Source organism: Xenorhabdus khoisanae (genome assembly GCF_001037465.1).
GTDB lineage: Bacteria > Pseudomonadota > Gammaproteobacteria > Enterobacterales > Enterobacteriaceae > Xenorhabdus > Xenorhabdus khoisanae.
In genome coordinates this window covers 1-17,358 of record NZ_LFCV01000008.1, presented here as the reverse complement: position 1 = coordinate 17,358, position 17,358 = coordinate 1, and the positions used below count along the sequence as shown (strand labels likewise).

Sequence of the window (17,358 nt, the reverse complement as noted above, 5' to 3'; positions counted from 1 at the left end):
GAGAATAGAATTAAGGTAGTAACAGGAATAGTAACAATAAAAGGTAACCTGATCAGGTTCACAAAACAGGGAAGTAGAGTAGCGCCCAGGTCTTAAAAAAGCGTGGACGCCATTCTTGAATTAAAAAGTTGTAGGCTGAGATTTCTCTGCCTGAATCCGTTGATAAATTTCTTCACGGTGAACAGAAACTTCCTTGGGTGCGTTTACACCAATGCGAACTTGGTTGCCTTTAACTCCCAGTACTGTGACTGTTACCTCATCGCCTATCATGAGTGTTTCACCAACTCGACGAGTCAGAATAAGCATTCTTTGCTCCTTGAAAATTTAAAAGAGTCGGGTCTCTAGGTTTCCCCGCTATTATCCATCAAACACCGTGAAAACGTAAAGCAATGATATCTACTTAAAGTATAAGCAGTTTTGAACACATTTCCTATATCTATAGGATAGCTAAAATATAAGTATGTGCCCAACATTTCAACAATTTCACAACAAAAAACTTCGGCATCATAAAAAAAGCGCTTTCATGATGCCGTTACTGTCACGGCGATACCAACTATAACCGCAATGTTACCCACTCTTCTACACTAGCCAATGCCGAAGGAAGAGCAGTTACATCTGTCCCACCAGCCTGAGCCAGATCAGGACGGCCTCCTCCTTTACCGCCAACTTGTTGGGCAACAAAAGAGATTAAATCGCCTGCTTTTATTCTAGCAGTCAAATCCTTTGTTATACCAACAATTAGGCTGACTTTATCACCAGTCGCTGTAGAAAGCACAATAATTGCCGATCCCAACTGATTTTTCAGATCATCAACCATTGTTCTGAGCATTTTAGGTTCAACATCACCTAATTGTGTCACCAGTAAACGAACACCTTGGATCTCTTTAGCCTGATTAGCCAAAGAAGAGCTTTCCTGAGCGGCTTGCTGAGATTTCAGTTGTTGCAACTCTTTTTCCAACTGTTTCGTTCTGTCCAGTGTCGTTTTCACTTTCTCATTCAGGCTATTAATATCACCTTTCACCAAATGAGCAATGTCTTGCAGTAAATCAGTTTGCTGATAAATTGAGTTCAGCGCAGTTTGCCCCGTAATGGCTTCAATACGGCGAATTCCTGCTGCTGTACCTGATTCACTGGATATACGGAGCAACCCAATATCACCTGTGCGACTTGCATGAGTACCACCACATAATTCGGTAGAAAAGCCGCCCATGCTCAGTACACGAACTTTTTCATCATACTTCTCGCCAAACAGTGCCATAGCACCTTTAGCTTTTGCTTCTTCCAGCTCCATTAATTCTGTAACAACCGGTGAATTTTTGCGAATCTCTTCGTTCACCAGATTTTCTACCTGACGAATCTGCTCTGGCTTCATTGCTTCAAAGTGAGAGAAGTCAAAACGCAGGTATTTATCATTGACTAAAGAACCTTTCTGAGAAACGTGCTCTCCCAGAATTTTACGCAATGCCGCATGCAGCAAATGGGTTGCAGAATGGTTCAAACGGATTGCATCTCTGCGTACCACATCAATTTCAGCATTGACTGTATGTTTAACGCTCAAACTACCACTTGTCAATTTACCAATGTGGCCGATTGCCTGAGCATATTTCTGAGTATCAGTAACTTCGAAGATACCATTGCCATTCAACAACTGCCCTGTATCTCCAACCTGCCCACCTGATTCAGCATAGAAAGCCGTTTTATCAAGTATAATGATCGCCTCTTCGCCTGCATGAATTTGTTCAACAGCTTCGCCATTACGGAAGATAGAGGTAATAGCAGCTTGCTGTGAATTATGTTCATAACCACAAAAATCACTTCGACCGTCAACCTTGATCAATTCATTGTAATCTGTACCAAAGCCACTGGATTCACGAGCACGGCGACGTTGGTTTTCCATCGCTACATCAAAACCAGCCTCATCAACTTTGATATTTCTTTCACGGCAAACATCCGCAGTCAGATCAACCGGAAAACCATAGGTATCATACAAACGGAAAGCAGTTGTACCGTCCAGGGTATCACCGGACAATTTCGCCAGTTCTTCATCCAGTAACTGTAAACCACGATCCAAGGTACGGGCGAATTGTTCTTCTTCAGTTTTCAATACCTGCTCAACCAAAGCCTGCTGTTTTTTCAGCTCTTCACCAGCAGCTCCCATCACTTTAATCAATGGAGCAACTAACTTATAGAAGAAAGTATCTTTTGCACCAAGCATGTTGCCATGACGAACAGCACGACGAATAATACGGCGAAGTACGTATCCACGGTTCTCATTGGATGGAATAACACCATCACAAATCAAGAACGCACATGCCCGGATATGATCCGCAACAACGCGCAGAGATTTATTGGTGAGATCTGTCGCTCCCGTCACCTCTGCAACTGAAGCAATCAGATTCTGGAATAAGTCAATCTCGTAGTTAGAGTTGACGTGCTGCAATACTGCGGCGATACGCTCCAGCCCCATACCGGTATCAACTGAAGGTTTTGGCAGTGGTTCCATTGTACCATCGGCATGGCGGTTGAATTGCATGAAAACAATGTTCCAGATTTCAATATATCTGTCACCGTCTTCTTCTGGGCTACCTGGAGGGCCTCCCCAAATGTGGTCACCATGGTCATAGAAAATTTCTGTACAAGGGCCACAAGGGCCGGTGTCACCCATTTGCCAGAAGTTATCTGACGCATACGGGGCACCTTTGTTATCGCCAATGCGAATAATTCTTTCTGTTGGAACACCGACTTCTTTATGCCAAATATCATAGGCTTCATCGTCTGTCTCATAGACAGTAACCCACAGTTTTTCTTTTGGCAGATTAAACCATTCTTCGCCGGTCAATAGCTCCCAAGCGTATTTGATGGCATCTTGTTTAAAATAATCACCAAAACTGAAGTTACCCAACATTTCGAAGAAAGTATGATGACGGGCTGTATATCCCACATTTTCTAAATCGTTATGTTTACCACCAGCACGAACGCAGCGCTGAGCCGTTGTTGCTCTGGAATAAGGCCTTTTATCCAATCCAAGAAAAACATCTTTGAACTGGTTCATCCCTGCGTTAGTGAACAACAATGTTGGATCATTGTTTGGCACCAACGAACTACTTGATACTACCTGGTGCCCTTTAGTATGAAAAAAGTCAAGAAACGCTTGACGGATCTCAGCGGTGCTTTTGCTCATAATTGTCCCGAAATCAAGCTGAAAAAACAGATTTATGAATGGTTGAGATGGTATATCACATTACCATTTCCACTCACGAATAAATTAAAGTGGGGTTAAGATAGAATGTCTTCCATTAGAAGTAAAATCCCATATAAATCCATTCGCTTTTCAGCATTGTAATTCGTCTGGGCATTTTCTGAAAGTCCGTTCATTAGGCCAGTTTCGATACACCTGTTTCAAAGATGTTCATTTCCTATAAAAAAACCACACCCTAGATGGATGTGGTTTTGAAAAAGCCAGATTGTTTCTGTGCATTACGGCAAAATAAAGAGTAATTAGAGCTCTTCGTTATTTACTTCTGCGCCGTTATCTTCATAATCTGTTACATAATCGGAAGCCGCGCTACTGAAGTCTCCAGTATTATTCAACAACAGTTCACGCAGTTTCTTATCTAATTCAGCCGCAGTTTCTGGATGCTCTTTCAGATAAATAGTGGCATTGGCTTTACCTTGCCCAATTTTGTCGCCATTATAGCTATACCACGCACCTGCTTTTTCCACCATTTTGTGTTTAACACCCAAATCGATCAATTCACCGAGCGTGTTAATACCTTCACCATACAAAATTTGGAATTCAGCTTGTTTAAATGGCGCTGCAACTTTGTTCTTGACTACTTTCACACGAGTTTCGCTGCCAACAACCTCATCACCATTTTTCACAGAACCGGTACGACGGATATCCAAGCGAACGGATGCGTAGAATTTCAGCGCATTACCGCCAGTCGTGGTTTCAGGGTTGCCAAACATCACACCAATTTTCATACGGATCTGGTTGATGAAGATCAGCAGAGTATTTGAGTTTTTCAAATTACCCGCCAGCTTACGCATGGCCTGACTCATCATACGTGCTGCCAACCCCATATGGGAGTCACCAATTTCACCTTCAATTTCTGCTTTTGGTGTCAATGCAGCAACGGAGTCAACGATAATGACATCAACAGCGCCAGAACGTGATAACGCATCACAAATTTCTAGTGCTTGTTCACCTGTATCAGGCTGAGAACACAACAGGTTATCAATATCTACACCCAGTTTTTTAGCATAAACTGGATCAAGGGCATGTTCGGCATCAATAAAAGCACAAGTTCTGCCTTCGCGTTGGGCTGCAGCAATCACTTGCAATGTCAGCGTTGTTTTACCGGAAGATTCAGGCCCGTATATTTCAACGATACGGCCCATTGGCAAACCACCCGCACCCAATGCAATATCCAGTGACAAAGAGCCTGTAGAAATGGTTTCAACATCCATTGAGCGGTTTTCGCCCAAACGCATGATGGAACCTTTACCAAATTGTTTCTCAATTTGACCCAGCGCTGCTGCTAGTGCTTTTTGTTTGTTTTCATCGTTAGCCATGTTTACTCCTTCGCAAGCAATGAAGGGGCTGCCCCACTGCTGATAAACTGTTTCTGATACAAAGTGCCATATGATTATACTGTATAATCATACAGCATCAAGCTAATTTTTTACGATTTCTTCCAACAACGTTGTTAAAGAAAAAATAGCAGCCTGTAGACGCACTGCATTGCGATCACCCACAAAATGTTGGTGATGTACTACAGTCTGTATGCTTCCATTAACATGAAAAGCAAATCCGAACCAAACTGTGCCAGTCGGTTTTTCTTCACTGCCACCATCTGGCCCAGCAATACCACTGACAGAAACAGCAAAATCCGCTTTAGCGACTTTTAGTGCCCCTTCAGCCATTTCTTTTACGACCTGTTCACTCACTGCACCAAACTGTTCCAGCGATGCCAGTGAAACACCCAGCATTTCATGTTTAGCATTATTACCGTATGTCACAAAACCGCGATTAAAATAGGCTGAACTTCCTGCAATATCTGTGATCACTTTGGCAATCCAGCCCCCTGTGCAGGATTCTGCACAGGTCACGGATAATTTTTTCTGTGTTAATCTCTTTCCCAGTTCAATACTAAGCTGATACAGGATTTTTTCATCCATAACAGGCCTTCAATGCTATAAGAAATTAATTTTTCCGAAACAGATCCCAAATCCATAATCCCCCTATTGCCAGGGAGAGCAAGATCCCAAAACCAATGCCAACCGCAACGGCTGAGGCACCAAAACTAATGGAAATCAAATATAGCCCCAGCATAACCAGCATGGCACTATTTTCACCAAGATTTTGTACAGCAACGGCTTTACCTGCTCCCATCGAATGTTTTCCATGTTCTTGCAACAATGCATTTAATGGAACGACAAATAGTCCGCCAAATATGCCGAGGGTTATCAAAATCAGGTAGGAAAACCCTATTGATTGCTGAGTGACAAAAAGAATAACCATAATGCCAATCAGGATGCCTGCTGGCATACAACGGCGCACAGTCTTCAATGTAATAAATCGTGCAGCCATACCAGCACCAACAATGATACCAATAGCGACCACAGCATTCATCAATGTAGGCGTGGTATTTCCCTCGATTCCCAGAACAACGGGAACCCAGGCAACCAACAGGAATCGCAGTGTGACACCCGCCCCCCAAAATAAACTGGTGCCAACCAATGAAAATCGTGTTTCTTGATTACGCCAAAGTGAAGCACAAACCGAGATAAAATCCACCAGCATTTTTTGGGGACTCCAGCCTTTTTCTTGGCGGGCGGCATCCAAACGGGGAATATAGAAATTCGCCACAACTGCGGCACCATACAACGATGCACAAAGCCCTAATGCCCATATCAGGCCAGCGTCAGAAAGGAATCCGCCAGCAACTGAGCCAATCAAAATAGCAGCAATGGTCGATGCTTCCATCATCCCATTGGCTTTTACCAAACGCCCGCCATTCGTCAATTCCCCCAAGATCCCATACTTAGCAGGAGAATAAGCAGCGGCACCAATTCCCACTAAGGTATATCCCAGAAACGGATTCATATCGATGCAAATACTGATGGCCCCAAGCAATTTAATGCTATTGGAAAAGAGCATGACGCGCCCTTTTGAAAACCGATCAGCAATTTGCCCCACAAAAGGGGCAAGTACAATATAGGTCAGTACGAAGACAATTTGCAGGGCAGGCAGACTCCATTCTGGGTAAGCCTCAGCCTTTAATTGAGCCAAGATGGCAAAGAATAGCGCATTGTCAGCAAAAGCAGAGAGAAATTGCGATAACAATACGGCTTTCATACCCCGATTCAACAGTGGTTGTGTTTCCACAGTGCCATTCATTTCCTTACTCCCATGTTTCCTTACTCCTGTTCGGCCATTTTTCTTAATGTGACAAAATCTGGCTTGCCACTACCAAGCAAAGGAAGTTGATTGACATAACGAATGTCTCGTGGAACCGCCAACTCAGGCATTCCCATTTCACGGGCTATTCCCAGCATTGCATTTCTATTCAAGCTGGCATCTGTTGTGAACAGGACAAGAGCTTCACCTTTACTTTGATCATTCTTGGCTGTTGCTGCATGTAGTGCATCAGTAGAAATCCTTGATGCGATTTGCTCTACCGCTTCAAGAGAAACCATTTCTCCCGCCAATTTAGCAAAGCGCTTCACACGCCCTTTAATCGTACAGAAACCTTCTTCGTCAATCGAAACGATATCTCCAGTGTCATACCAACCCATTTGGTTATTCCCTTCTGCATCTTCTGCCGATGGTGGCTCCAAACGCTCAGGGGCTTCGACACGCAAATAACCTTTCATGACATTCGGACCACGTAATTGTAAGCGTCCTCCGTCTTCGATACCCTGTACAGGCAGTAAACGCGCCTCCATTCCCGGTAAAATCCGCCCGACGCTTCCCATTTTTGCTGCCATTGGTACATTGATTGCAACAACAGGTGCACACTCTGTCACACCATAACCTTCCAAAATACGAATACCGAATTTATCCTGCCAAACACGTTTAGTATTTTCTGACAGTTTTTCTGCGCCAGCTACCACATAGCGCAACCGGGCAAAATCATAGGGATGTGCAAAACGGGCGTAATTACCCAAAAAAGTCGAAGTTCCGAACAACACGGTGCAGTTGCGATCATAAATCAGCTCAGGCACAACACGATAATGCAGTGGGCTTGGATAAAGGAATACCCGGCTGCCTGTCATTAACGGAGTAAGTAAACCGACTGTCAGACCAAAGGCATGGAACAGTGGTAAGCAGGACATAAAACGATCTTGTGGGGTAAAATCAGCAATTGTTTTTATCTGCTCAGCGTTAGCCAGTAAGCTGGTATGGCTATGAACAACCCCCTTTGGCGCCCCTTCTGAACCTGATGTAAACAGGATCAAAGCATCATCTTCCGGCTTTTGCGAAGTCATGATGGCTTTGGAAGGGAAAATCAGATGCCACAGTATCCATAGTTTATCATCCCGAGTGATGCTGTCTTTAAAATCCTCAAGATATACCCAATTCGCTTCTGTTACCTGTTCTGGCAAATGAGTCAATTGCCCTTTTTCCAGAAATTGACGAGACGTTACGATGGTTTTGATGGTTGCTGCCTGCATGGCATTTTTAATGCCGCTGCTTCCTGCCGTATAGTTCAACAGAGCAGGTATCCGCCCTTTCAACGAAGCACCATAAACGGCAGCCGCCATCACAGTTGCATTCGGTAGCAGCAAACCAATTCGTTCACCTTCTTTTGTAAAACGTTCTAAAATCCGGCTGACACCTAATATTTTTTTCAATAATGAGTGATAGCTGTCTTCTTTGAGATTCACATCCTCAATACAAGGTTTAAAACGACCAAAGCGTTTTTGTGCAGTCAGGTAAGCACTAAACAACGTTTCTTTTGGACGTGTCTGCATTCTCACATCCATCATGATGGCATGAAGATGTTCTCCAGCTAAACGACGGCGTGTTGTAGAGTTAGGCGCATCCGGCATCGGCAGATCAACGGCAGGTAAAATTTTAATGGTGATTTTCGGGAACCAATGCAGTTTCATTATTCCTTTCAATCGCCCAAAAATGGTTTTTTCCGCACCATCAATACGAATCGGAACCACCTTTGCGCCTGATTTAGCAGCAATAAACGCGGCCCCATCATAGATTTTCATAAGGGAGCCGGTCACGGTGATCCTTCCTTCCGGGAAAATCACAATCGGGCGCCCTTTCTCCACTTCTTTAACCAATGTCCTGACTGCCATCGGGTTGGTTGGATCCAGAGGTACAACATCCGCATAAGATTCGATGAATTTGAGAAAACCACGGGTCGCAATATTAGAATAGATAGCGAATACTGGTTTTACTGGCAAGAACAACCCAATTAAAAGACCATCCAGAAATGAAACATGATTGGGTGTAATAATACATTTTGGGTGTTTAAACTGCTTATCATCGCCTTCTACTGTGACACGAAAAAGTACGCGAATAAGTAACCGAATAAAATTTAAGAGCATATCCATATCTCAATATAATTAAATAAAATTAAAGTGAGCAAGTAGAATGATACTATAATTTGTATAAACGCTCTGATATATAGGATTTACCTGCCATATGGTAAATAAACCTAAAAGACCTCGATATATCAGATAGTTTTATTTTTTCTGGTTCAAAATGTAAGATTTAACACTAAAGACGATATCTTCTGTTGCAAGGCTGGCATCAACAATGAAGTCTGCACACTCATGATATAGCAGCTCCCTTTCAACCAATACCGCTTCTATTTCTTCTGTGATGGATTTTCCTGTCAGGCTTGGGCGCTGTGAGTTCTCTGGATTGAGGGATAACCGCCTGGCTAACACTTCTGCGGACGCCTGCAAATAAATCACCGTGCCATTCTGCTGCATATAAAGGCGATTTTCTGGTGCCAGAACCATTCCCCCACCCGTAGAAATGACATGTTCATGCTGACTCACTGTTTTCAGTATTTGGCCTTCCAGTTTTCTGAAATATTCCCAACCATTTTGTTCAACGAGAGCAGCAATACTCATTTGACTGGAGCTTTGGACGCTCTCATCAGTGTCAACAAATTTATACGACAATGCTTCAGCTAACAACTTACCTATTGTCGTCTTCCCTGCACCTCGTGCACCTACGATGAATAGAGTTTGTTTCATTTTGCTGTTTTCCTGGAGGATATGTGAAATTAAGTCTAAAGATGGAGTATAGTAACTAAATATTTACACTAGTGTAAAAAGTATTTTTTATTGAACAAAAAGTCACACTTAATCCTAAGTGTGACTGCATAGTCCAATGAGTTTTAACTAAAACAGAACTCTATTAGCGGCGAGGTAAATAATCGCCATAACCAATCCATTTATATGTTGTCAGTGCATCAAGCCCCATTGGGCCTCTGGAGTGTAATTTTTGCGTACTGACAGCCACTTCAGCCCCTAAACCAAATTGACCACCATCAGTAAAACGAGTACTTGCATTTACATATACAGCGGCTGAATCTACCCGATGTACAAAATAGTCAGCCTGTTGTAAAGACTCAGTCAAGATCGCGTCAGAATGAGCCGTACCATAAGTGCGGATATGGTCAATCGCTTGATCAATATCGCTGACAATCTCCACATTCATATCCAGTGACAGCCATTCATCACAGTAATCTTCCTCTACCACTCCGACAACTGTTGCAGGGCCGTTTTTCAGCAATGTCATCGCGGATCCACTGGCATGTAATGTCACTCCCTGCTCTTTCATTTTTGCACTTAAGATTGGCAGGAAATGAGCCGCAATTTTCTCATGTACCAACAATGTTTCCAATGAATTACAGGCGCTTGGGCGTTGCACTTTCGCATTAGTGATAACTTCCAATGCTTTTTCGATATTGATGTTTTCATCTACAAATGTGTGACAAACACCAATTCCCCCGGTAATCACCGGAATGGTCGATTGTTCACGACACAGTTTATGCAATCCAGCGCCACCGCGAGGGATTAACATATCAACATAGTGATCCATTTTCAGCAATTCAGCCACCAACTCACGATCCGGTTTACTGATAGCCTGAACCGCAGCCGCAGGTAACCCGCTTTGTTCCAGTGCCTGCTGAATAACTTTAACCATAGCCTGATTAGTATGGTGAGTTTCTTTACCACCGCGCAATATTACCGCATTGCCGGTTTTCAGACACAATGATGCGACATCAATAGTCACATTCGGACGGGCTTCATAAATTACGCCAATAACTCCCAGAGGAACACGGCGACGGCTCAATTGCAATCCATTATCCAACAATTGCCCATCCATCACTTGCCCTACAGGATCGGCCAAACGACAGACCTGACGCACATCATTAGCTATAGTGTTCAAGCGCTCAATTGTCAGCAATAATCTATCGAGCAATGCGTCACTCATACCCTGTTCACGGGCTTGGTTCATGTCTTGCTGGTTGGCAGCAAGAATAACCTTACTTTCAGTCTCCAACAAATCAGCAATGTGATTCAATGCCTGATTTTTCTGGCTGGTACTTAATTGAGCCAATTGCCATGATGCTGCTTTGGCTGCTTTTCCCATCTGCTCTAGCATGGTGGAATCCTTTACTCACGATCAATTAAGATCTATCAATTATGATCAATTAACTTACGATCAAATCGTCACGGTGAACCGCAACAGCGCCATATTCATATCCCAGTATCTGGCTGATTTGCTGTGAATGATGACCTGCAATCAAACGTAAGGCATCACTGTTGTAGCGGCAAACACCATGAGCCAAATCCTTGCCGGATAAGCTAAGAATGCGAATGACTTCACCACGGGAAAAATCACCTTTAACGTTTTTGATCCCTTTTGGTAACAATGAACTGCCTTTTTCAAGGATGGCGGCTTCTGCACCATGATCGACAATAATTTCTCCGGCAGGAGGCGCGCCAAAGATCCAGCGTTTACGATTTTCCATCGGGCTGGCTTGACCATGAAAACGTGTACCCACTGGTTTTCCTTGAATGACATCGGCAATAACATCGGGTTTATTGCCGGCCGCGATGATGACATCGACTCCTGCACGCCCGGCAACACCGGCAGCCTGAAGTTTTGTCGCCATTCCCCCCGTGCCCAAACCTGAGACACTGCCTCCGGCCATCATTTTCAATTCATCGCTGATGTCATGTACTTCAGAGATCAATTCTGCATCAGGATTGTTGCGAGGATCAGCAGTATAAAGTCCTTCTATATCTGTCAGGAGCAATAATTTATCTGCACTACCCAAAATAGCCGCTAACGCAGAAAGGTTATCATTATCACCCACTTTAATCTCCGCTGTCGCAACGGCATCATTTTCATTAATAATGGGAATAATGTGGTTATCAAGCAATGCCTGAAGGGTATCTCTTGCATTCAAGAAGCGTTCACGATCTTCCAAGTCCGCACGGGTTAGCAACATTTGCCCGACATGGATACCATAAATCGAGAAAAGCTGTTCCCATAATTGAATCAAGCGACTTTGCCCGACTGCTGCCAGCAACTGTTTTGATGCAATTGTAGCGGGAAGATCAGGATATCCTAAATGCTCACGTCCAGCCGCAATCGCGCCGGAAGTCACAATAATAATGCGGTGGCCTTTTTCATGCTGTTGAGCACATTGGCGAACCAGCTCCACAATGTGAGCACGATTCAAACGACGAGAGCCACCAGTCAATACACTCGTCCCCAGTTTCACAACCAATGTTTGGCTGCCATTCATCATATTTCTGCCATTACAGTTATTTGAAAAAACAATTTGAAAAAGCAATATGCTTAAGAAAACCACGCGCTTAAAAAACAATATTTAGTTTTAACAGGAGAGAAGCGTTATGCCAACTGACATAACGCAAAATTTAGAAAAAGCAGGCTTAAAACAGACTCATGCTATAACTTGTGTCTGAAGAGTGATCGTATTATCGGATGGGGTTAACGTAAGATTGAGCGTTTCAAAAGAACCGGTCAGACGTTTATGAAACGTCTGCAAGGTTGACTCAAGATGCTCCAGATCAGCCTTTTTCTTGATACTCATGGCACGCCATTCACCATTTTTATCAAATAAGCCTATCTGATAGTTATAAATAAAACCTTGCTCCTGTGCCTCTAATTCCAACCACCATCCCCAGAATTCGCGTATTTCCGGCGCCGCTTTTGCGCTGACACAGACCGCCAGACAGTCAAAGAAAAAATAATCATTTTGGCATTTTAATTCACGTACATACGGCCCTAATGCAGAAAAACTCTTTAACAACTTATTTTTAGAATAACTTGCGGGCAAAGTCATACAAAGGTCTCCTTATATACAGAACACCTTTGTATCAAATGATTAAAAAATATCAAGTAATAAATTTCGTTTTATACAACTTTATCTTTCAACCATACACTTATTTCGTGTAGCGCCTTATTGAAACCACTATAAACTGATGTAGCAGGAATAGCCCGTAATGAGCCGTCCATTGATGACATGGCAATCAATTTTGAGTCTTTTCTTGGGCTGAAAATATCGTCTTCCCAATACACTGAAAACATTGGGACAGTACAGCGTCGGCCAAGAAATCCTTGATTTTTCAAGGAATAACAACTCAGCTCTGAACGCAATCTCTCTTCACCAACGCGGTAAATTCCCAATCGGCTAGCCAGCACATCGATATACATTGACGGAATTTTCTGCTGTAATTTCTCATCATGCAGTAATTCATGAACAATCGGGCCTACCACCGCAACCCCTTTAATAAGCTTTGGTTCCAGATAGGCAAGACGAACAGCAATATTTGCACCAAAACGAAAACCGAACACACCGATACAGGTATGATCAATCCACGGTATAGTCTTCAGTTGTTGCAGAATTTGTTGATGAAGTGCACAGGTATCCTGTGTCAATGTAAATTTGGCTGAATAACCAACAGAAGGAATATCCACCGTCAACATGGCAAAACCGAGAGGCGCAAAATGCTCGCGGAATAACCGCCAACAATCACTCTGTACATTATCGAGGCTGGTACAGACTAAAATCGTTGGGCAAGGCCCCTGAACATGGGAAGGAAGATGCAATAGTCCAGTGACATTTTTGCCTTCCTCTAAATGAAATTCCAGTTTTCTCAACTCATAATCAGAAAAGCGCGCAGCATTTTCATAGGCTTTATTAGCCAACACACTGGCTTGATTGGCCAATTCATCACCACGCAAATGCGGATAAGCAGCAATACTGTAAAGCGTTGCGGCCTTTAACCAACACGTTCCAGCTTTCTCGGCCTCTTCAGTGTGCAATGCTTCCTGTTGCCAGTGCATCGCCTGCTGCGACCACTCAAATGCCCAATTTCCTTTACGATAGCCGATCACAGTATCCAATAAATGGTCAGTACTGCGCTCGGCATCTGTTACGGCAATCCGGCTTAGAACATCTTGAATTTCAAGCGGATTTATCCCCCTCCAGATCCAGGCAAGCCAATTAATCATTCGATACCAACGCTCCTCGCCAAGCGCGCTATCACTGGCATCTATAGATTGTGGGCGAGTGTATTTTACCAGTGTAGAGGTTTCTGGATGCTTAAACCGAGGCTTAAACAGCGACTCTGAAAGGTTTTGTTTAGTCATGATAAAAGAAAAATCTTACTGCTTATCACAAATAGGTGGAACAAACATAACTCCCATATCCCATGGCTGCTCAATCCATGTATTTTGGGGAATATCAACAACATAATCATCCACAAGAGGACGACCGATAGGTTTTGCAAAAATCGTTACAAAATGGGCTTTCGGATACATCGCACGAATGGCCTGCGCAGTTCCTCCGCTATCAACCAAATCATCAACAACGATAAAACCTTCACCGTCTCCTTCCGCTTTTTTCAATACATGCAACTCGCGCTGATTATCGTGATCATAGCTGGAAATACAGACAGTATCGACATGGCGAATTCCCAATTCACGTGCCAGTAATGCTCCCGGTACAAGACCACCACGACTGACGGCAATAATACCTTTCCACTGTTCGACGGGAAGTAAACGTTGCGCCAATTGACGGGCATGTATTTGCAACATATCCCACGTTACAACATATTTTTCACTCATAAAATTTGATCCTGGAAACTAAAGAATATTTCAGAAAAGCGTTTTTTTGCGGAAAAAAGATTGCGCGAGATTATAGTGATTTGAGCAGACAAAAACCAGTAAAAACAAGGTAAGGCCTCATTCTGACTGCGCATTGCAGGTAATAAAATGGTATTCTCAAGCATGGCATGGACATTGGGATCGCGCAAGATGACAAAAGCGCCCTAATGTATCAAACATTACCATTTTCTCACCAAGATGTATTTTCTCACCAAAATGTAGTTACAGGAGATTCGCCGTGTCCGAATTATCAACCTTATCCCCTCAACCACTATGGGATATTTTTGCCCAAATTTGTTCCATTCCGCATCCGTCCTATCATGAAGAAGCGCTGGCATCCCATATCATTGAATGGGCAAAAGGCAAAGATTTTCATGTCGAGCGGGATGAAGTCGGCAATATTTTGATCAGAAAACCTGCTTCAAAAGGCATGGAAAATCGCAAGGCCGTCGTACTCCAGGCGCACCTTGATATGGTTCCACAGAAAAACAATGATACCCAACACGATTTCACAAAAGATCCTATCCGCCCTTATATTGATGGGGATTGGGTGACAGCCGATGGTACAACTCTGGGCTCTGATAACGGTATCGGCATGGCTTCCGCTCTGGCAGTCTTAGCGGATGAATCAGTTAAACACGGCCCATTGGAAGTTTTATTGACCATGACTGAAGAAGCAGGCATGGACGGTGCATTTGGTCTGAAATCTGGCTGGATACAGGCTGATATTCTGATCAATACCGATTCAGAAGAAGAAGGCGAAATTTACATGGGCTGTGCCGGGGGCATTGATTTTGTCACAACCTTGCCATTGTCCCGTGAAGCTCTGCCAGCTGGTTACAAAACTCTGGAACTCACTATTAAGGGGTTGAAAGGGGGTCACTCTGGTGGTGATATCCATCTGGGGCTTGGCAACGCCAACAAATTATTGGCTCGCTTTCTGGCGGCACATGCAGATGAATTAGACTTGAAATTGATTCACCTGCAAGGGGGAACCCTGCGCAATGCCATTCCTCGTGAAGGTTCCAGTGTCATTGCAGTTCCAGCCGATAAACTTGAAAAACTGCACCAACTGAAAGATAGATATCTGGAAACACTGAAAAACGAATATGCGGTCGTTGAAGCTAACCTTACCCTCTTACTGAATGAAATCGAAACATCATCGCAAACGTTTACGGAAGATTGCCAGACTCGTTTCCTCTCCATCCTCAATACCATGCCTAACGGTGTTATCCGTATGAGTGATGTCGCCGAAGGTGTCGTAGAAACTTCGCTGAACGTCGGCGTTGTGACAATGGATGAAGAAAAAGTCGAAATTATTTGCCTGATTCGTTCGCTGATCGAAACTGGCAAATCTTATGTTGTTGAGATGCTGCATTCTCTGGCAAAACTGTCTGGTGCGAAAACAGTAGCCAGTGGCAGTTATCCGGGTTGGCAGCCTGATGCCAATTCCCCAGTGATGCATTTAGTTCGCGAAACTTACCAGCAACTTTTCGACAAGACGCCAAATATCATGGTGATCCACGCTGGTCTGGAATGTGGTCTGTTCAAAAAGCCCTATCCTGACATGGATATGGTTTCCATCGGCCCAACCATTCGTGGCGCTCATTCTCCTGATGAAAAAGTTCACATTAAGAGCGTTGGTCAATATTGGCAGTTACTCACCGCGATTCTGAAATCTATTCCAGTTAAAGAGTAATAAAAAATAACCAAAAACTATCTCGTCTCTCCCCTGCTATTTGTCGTAGGGGAGATTCAGTTTTCAGATTCCGTTTGCCTATTGACTGCATTTTTACCACTTCAACTTTACCACTCCAATAAAAGCTGACGTTCCAATTGTGGATTTTGCAGGGTTACATGCAACCCAACTAACCTGACCCCTCTCCCTGCTCTACGTGTTTCCCAGGCTTGTTTTGCAACCTGAAGCAAATCAGATTTATCCAATAAAGGATGAGTATGCTCCTGTGTCGTCAATTGAAAATCATCAAACTTTAATTTGATCCCCTGACGAGCAATGCGCAGATCAGGTTTTACCTTTTCTAACCGTTTTTCCAACTCAGGATAAAGTTTTTCAATCAGCTCCACACACTCATGCCATTCATGAATATCCTGCGCCAACGTTTTTTCCACCCCGACAGATTTACGCAAACGCTCTGGTGTAATCTGCCGTTCGTCAATACCGTGGCAGCGTTCCCAAAGTGATAAACCAAATTTGCCCAAGCTTTTTATTAACGCCAGTTTATCGTAGTGTCGAACATCAGAGCAGGTTTCCAAACCCATGTCTGACAGACGTTTGGCTGTAACTTTTCCGACGCCGGGAATTTTGCGTAATGGCAACGATTTAACAAAAGTTTCTACCTGTTCAGGAGAAATCACATATTGACCATTCGGTTTATTGATATCAGACGCTATCTTGGCTAAAAACCGGACCGGCGCAACACCGGCAGAGGCAGTTAATTGCAATTCATCAAAAATGACCTGACGAATTTCTTGGGCAATTAAGGTCGCGGAACCGTGGCAATAGTGGCAATCTGTTACATCCAGATAAGCCTCATCCAAAGAGAGGGGTTCAATCAACTCTGTGTAACGGGAAAAAATTTGGCGGATATGTTGAGACACTTCTTTATAAATCGCCATTCGACCGGGAATGACTTTCAATTGAGGGCAGAGTTTTAACGCCATAGCAGTAGACATCGCACTATGAACCCCAAAACGACGGGCGTGATAATTCGCCGTACTGATTACACCTCTTCGATCAGCACTTCCCCCCACTGCAATAGGAATATTGCGAAGTGATGGATTATCCCTCATTTCAATGGCAGCAAAAAAGCAGTCCATATCAATATGAATAATTTTGCGCATCTGATCTCTCCACGCCGAAATACTGTATAAATATACATAAAGAAATTATGAAACTCTAGCTAATTTTTTAACGAAATTTCAACGTGCTCATCTGCTTGAATATAAACGTAACTCATCAATTTTTTTGATTGACTTGAAGCCACTGTAAAGCATTATGAGTGGTTGAATTAAAACCAAAATATTAAATAAATCGGTTGAATAGCAATGAAAACGATGAATAACAGCAAAAAATATTAAGATAAACAGCTCCTCCAAATTAAGGGATATAAAAAACCAATTATTTATTACATTTAAGATTAATATACTAT

At 43.3% G+C, this 17,358-nt stretch carries 14 protein-coding genes; 1 reads left to right on the top strand and 13 read right to left on the bottom strand.

Translation table 11 applies throughout. From position 1 onward, the window contains the following. Positions 1–120: 120 nt before the first annotated feature. The 12 genes from csrA to gpt all read right to left on the bottom strand — a co-directional run bounded on the left by csrA (position 121) and on the right by gpt (position 14,149). A complete protein-coding gene (gene csrA / locus AB204_RS01530) occupies positions 121–306 on the bottom strand; it encodes a carbon storage regulator CsrA (RefSeq protein WP_010845367.1) in 186 nt (61 codons plus the stop codon). A gap of 247 nt (positions 307–553) precedes the next feature. Continuing rightward, complete coding sequence (gene alaS, locus AB204_RS01525; protein ID WP_047961635.1) at positions 554–3,181, bottom strand: alanine--tRNA ligase; 2,628 nt, start codon at positions 3,179–3,181, stop codon at positions 554–556. Positions 3,182–3,498: 317 nt separating this feature from the next. Then, entirely contained in the window at positions 3,499–4,575 is a 1,077-nt protein-coding gene (recA, locus tag AB204_RS01520) for a recombinase RecA (protein WP_047961634.1), read from the bottom strand. A 102-nt stretch (positions 4,576–4,677) separates the two neighbouring features. Continuing rightward, positions 4,678–5,181: a nicotinamide-nucleotide amidase gene (pncC, locus tag AB204_RS01515; RefSeq protein ID WP_047961633.1), complete on the bottom strand. Its 504-nt coding sequence runs from the start codon at positions 5,179–5,181 to the stop codon at positions 4,678–4,680. Between the two features lie 25 nt (positions 5,182–5,206). After that, positions 5,207–6,403, bottom strand: a complete 1,197-nt coding sequence (gene lplT / locus AB204_RS01510; protein WP_047961632.1) for a lysophospholipid transporter LplT — start codon at positions 6,401–6,403, stop codon at positions 5,207–5,209. A gap of 20 nt (positions 6,404–6,423) precedes the next feature. Continuing rightward, on the bottom strand, positions 6,424–8,571 hold the full coding sequence (gene aas, locus AB204_RS01505; RefSeq protein WP_047961631.1) for a bifunctional acyl-ACP--phospholipid O-acyltransferase/long-chain-fatty-acid--ACP ligase: 2,148 nt from the start codon (positions 8,569–8,571) through the stop codon (positions 6,424–6,426). 138 nt (positions 8,572–8,709) lie between these two features. Then, positions 8,710–9,231, bottom strand: coding sequence for a shikimate kinase AroL (gene aroL, locus AB204_RS01500; RefSeq protein ID WP_047961630.1), 522 nt, complete (start codon positions 9,229–9,231; stop codon positions 8,710–8,712). 163 nt (positions 9,232–9,394) lie between these two features. After that, positions 9,395–10,648 carry a glutamate-5-semialdehyde dehydrogenase gene (proA, locus tag AB204_RS01495; protein ID WP_047961629.1) on the bottom strand — a complete coding sequence of 418 codons (1,254 nt, stop codon included), beginning with the start codon at positions 10,646–10,648 and terminating at the stop codon, positions 9,395–9,397. Between the two features lie 49 nt (positions 10,649–10,697). After that, a complete protein-coding gene (proB, locus tag AB204_RS01490; RefSeq protein WP_047961654.1) occupies positions 10,698–11,801 on the bottom strand; it encodes a glutamate 5-kinase in 1,104 nt (367 codons plus the stop codon). Positions 11,802–11,960: 159 nt separating this feature from the next. Next, a complete protein-coding gene (gene crl, locus AB204_RS01485) occupies positions 11,961–12,362 on the bottom strand; it encodes a sigma factor-binding protein Crl (protein ID WP_047961628.1) in 402 nt (133 codons plus the stop codon). Between the two features lie 71 nt (positions 12,363–12,433). Beyond that, positions 12,434–13,672, bottom strand: coding sequence for an esterase FrsA (gene frsA / locus AB204_RS01480; protein ID WP_047961627.1), 1,239 nt, complete (start codon positions 13,670–13,672; stop codon positions 12,434–12,436). Between the two features lie 15 nt (positions 13,673–13,687). Beyond that, the gene (gene gpt, locus AB204_RS01475) at positions 13,688–14,149 is read right to left on the bottom strand and encodes a xanthine phosphoribosyltransferase (RefSeq protein WP_047961626.1); all 462 of its coding nucleotides are present in this window, start codon (positions 14,147–14,149) and stop codon (positions 13,688–13,690) included. A gap of 277 nt (positions 14,150–14,426) precedes the next feature. On the opposite strand from gpt, the gene pepD reads away from it, so the two are divergent. Then, a complete protein-coding gene (gene pepD / locus AB204_RS01470) occupies positions 14,427–15,887 on the top strand; it encodes a beta-Ala-His dipeptidase (RefSeq protein ID WP_047961625.1) in 1,461 nt (486 codons plus the stop codon). A gap of 107 nt (positions 15,888–15,994) precedes the next feature. Here the strand turns inward: pepD and dinB are convergent, their stop codons facing one another. Continuing rightward, positions 15,995–17,050 (bottom strand): DNA polymerase IV, encoded by a 1,056-nt coding sequence (gene dinB / locus AB204_RS01465; RefSeq protein WP_047961624.1) that lies wholly within the window; start codon positions 17,048–17,050, stop codon positions 15,995–15,997. Positions 17,051–17,358: the final 308 nt, after the last annotated feature.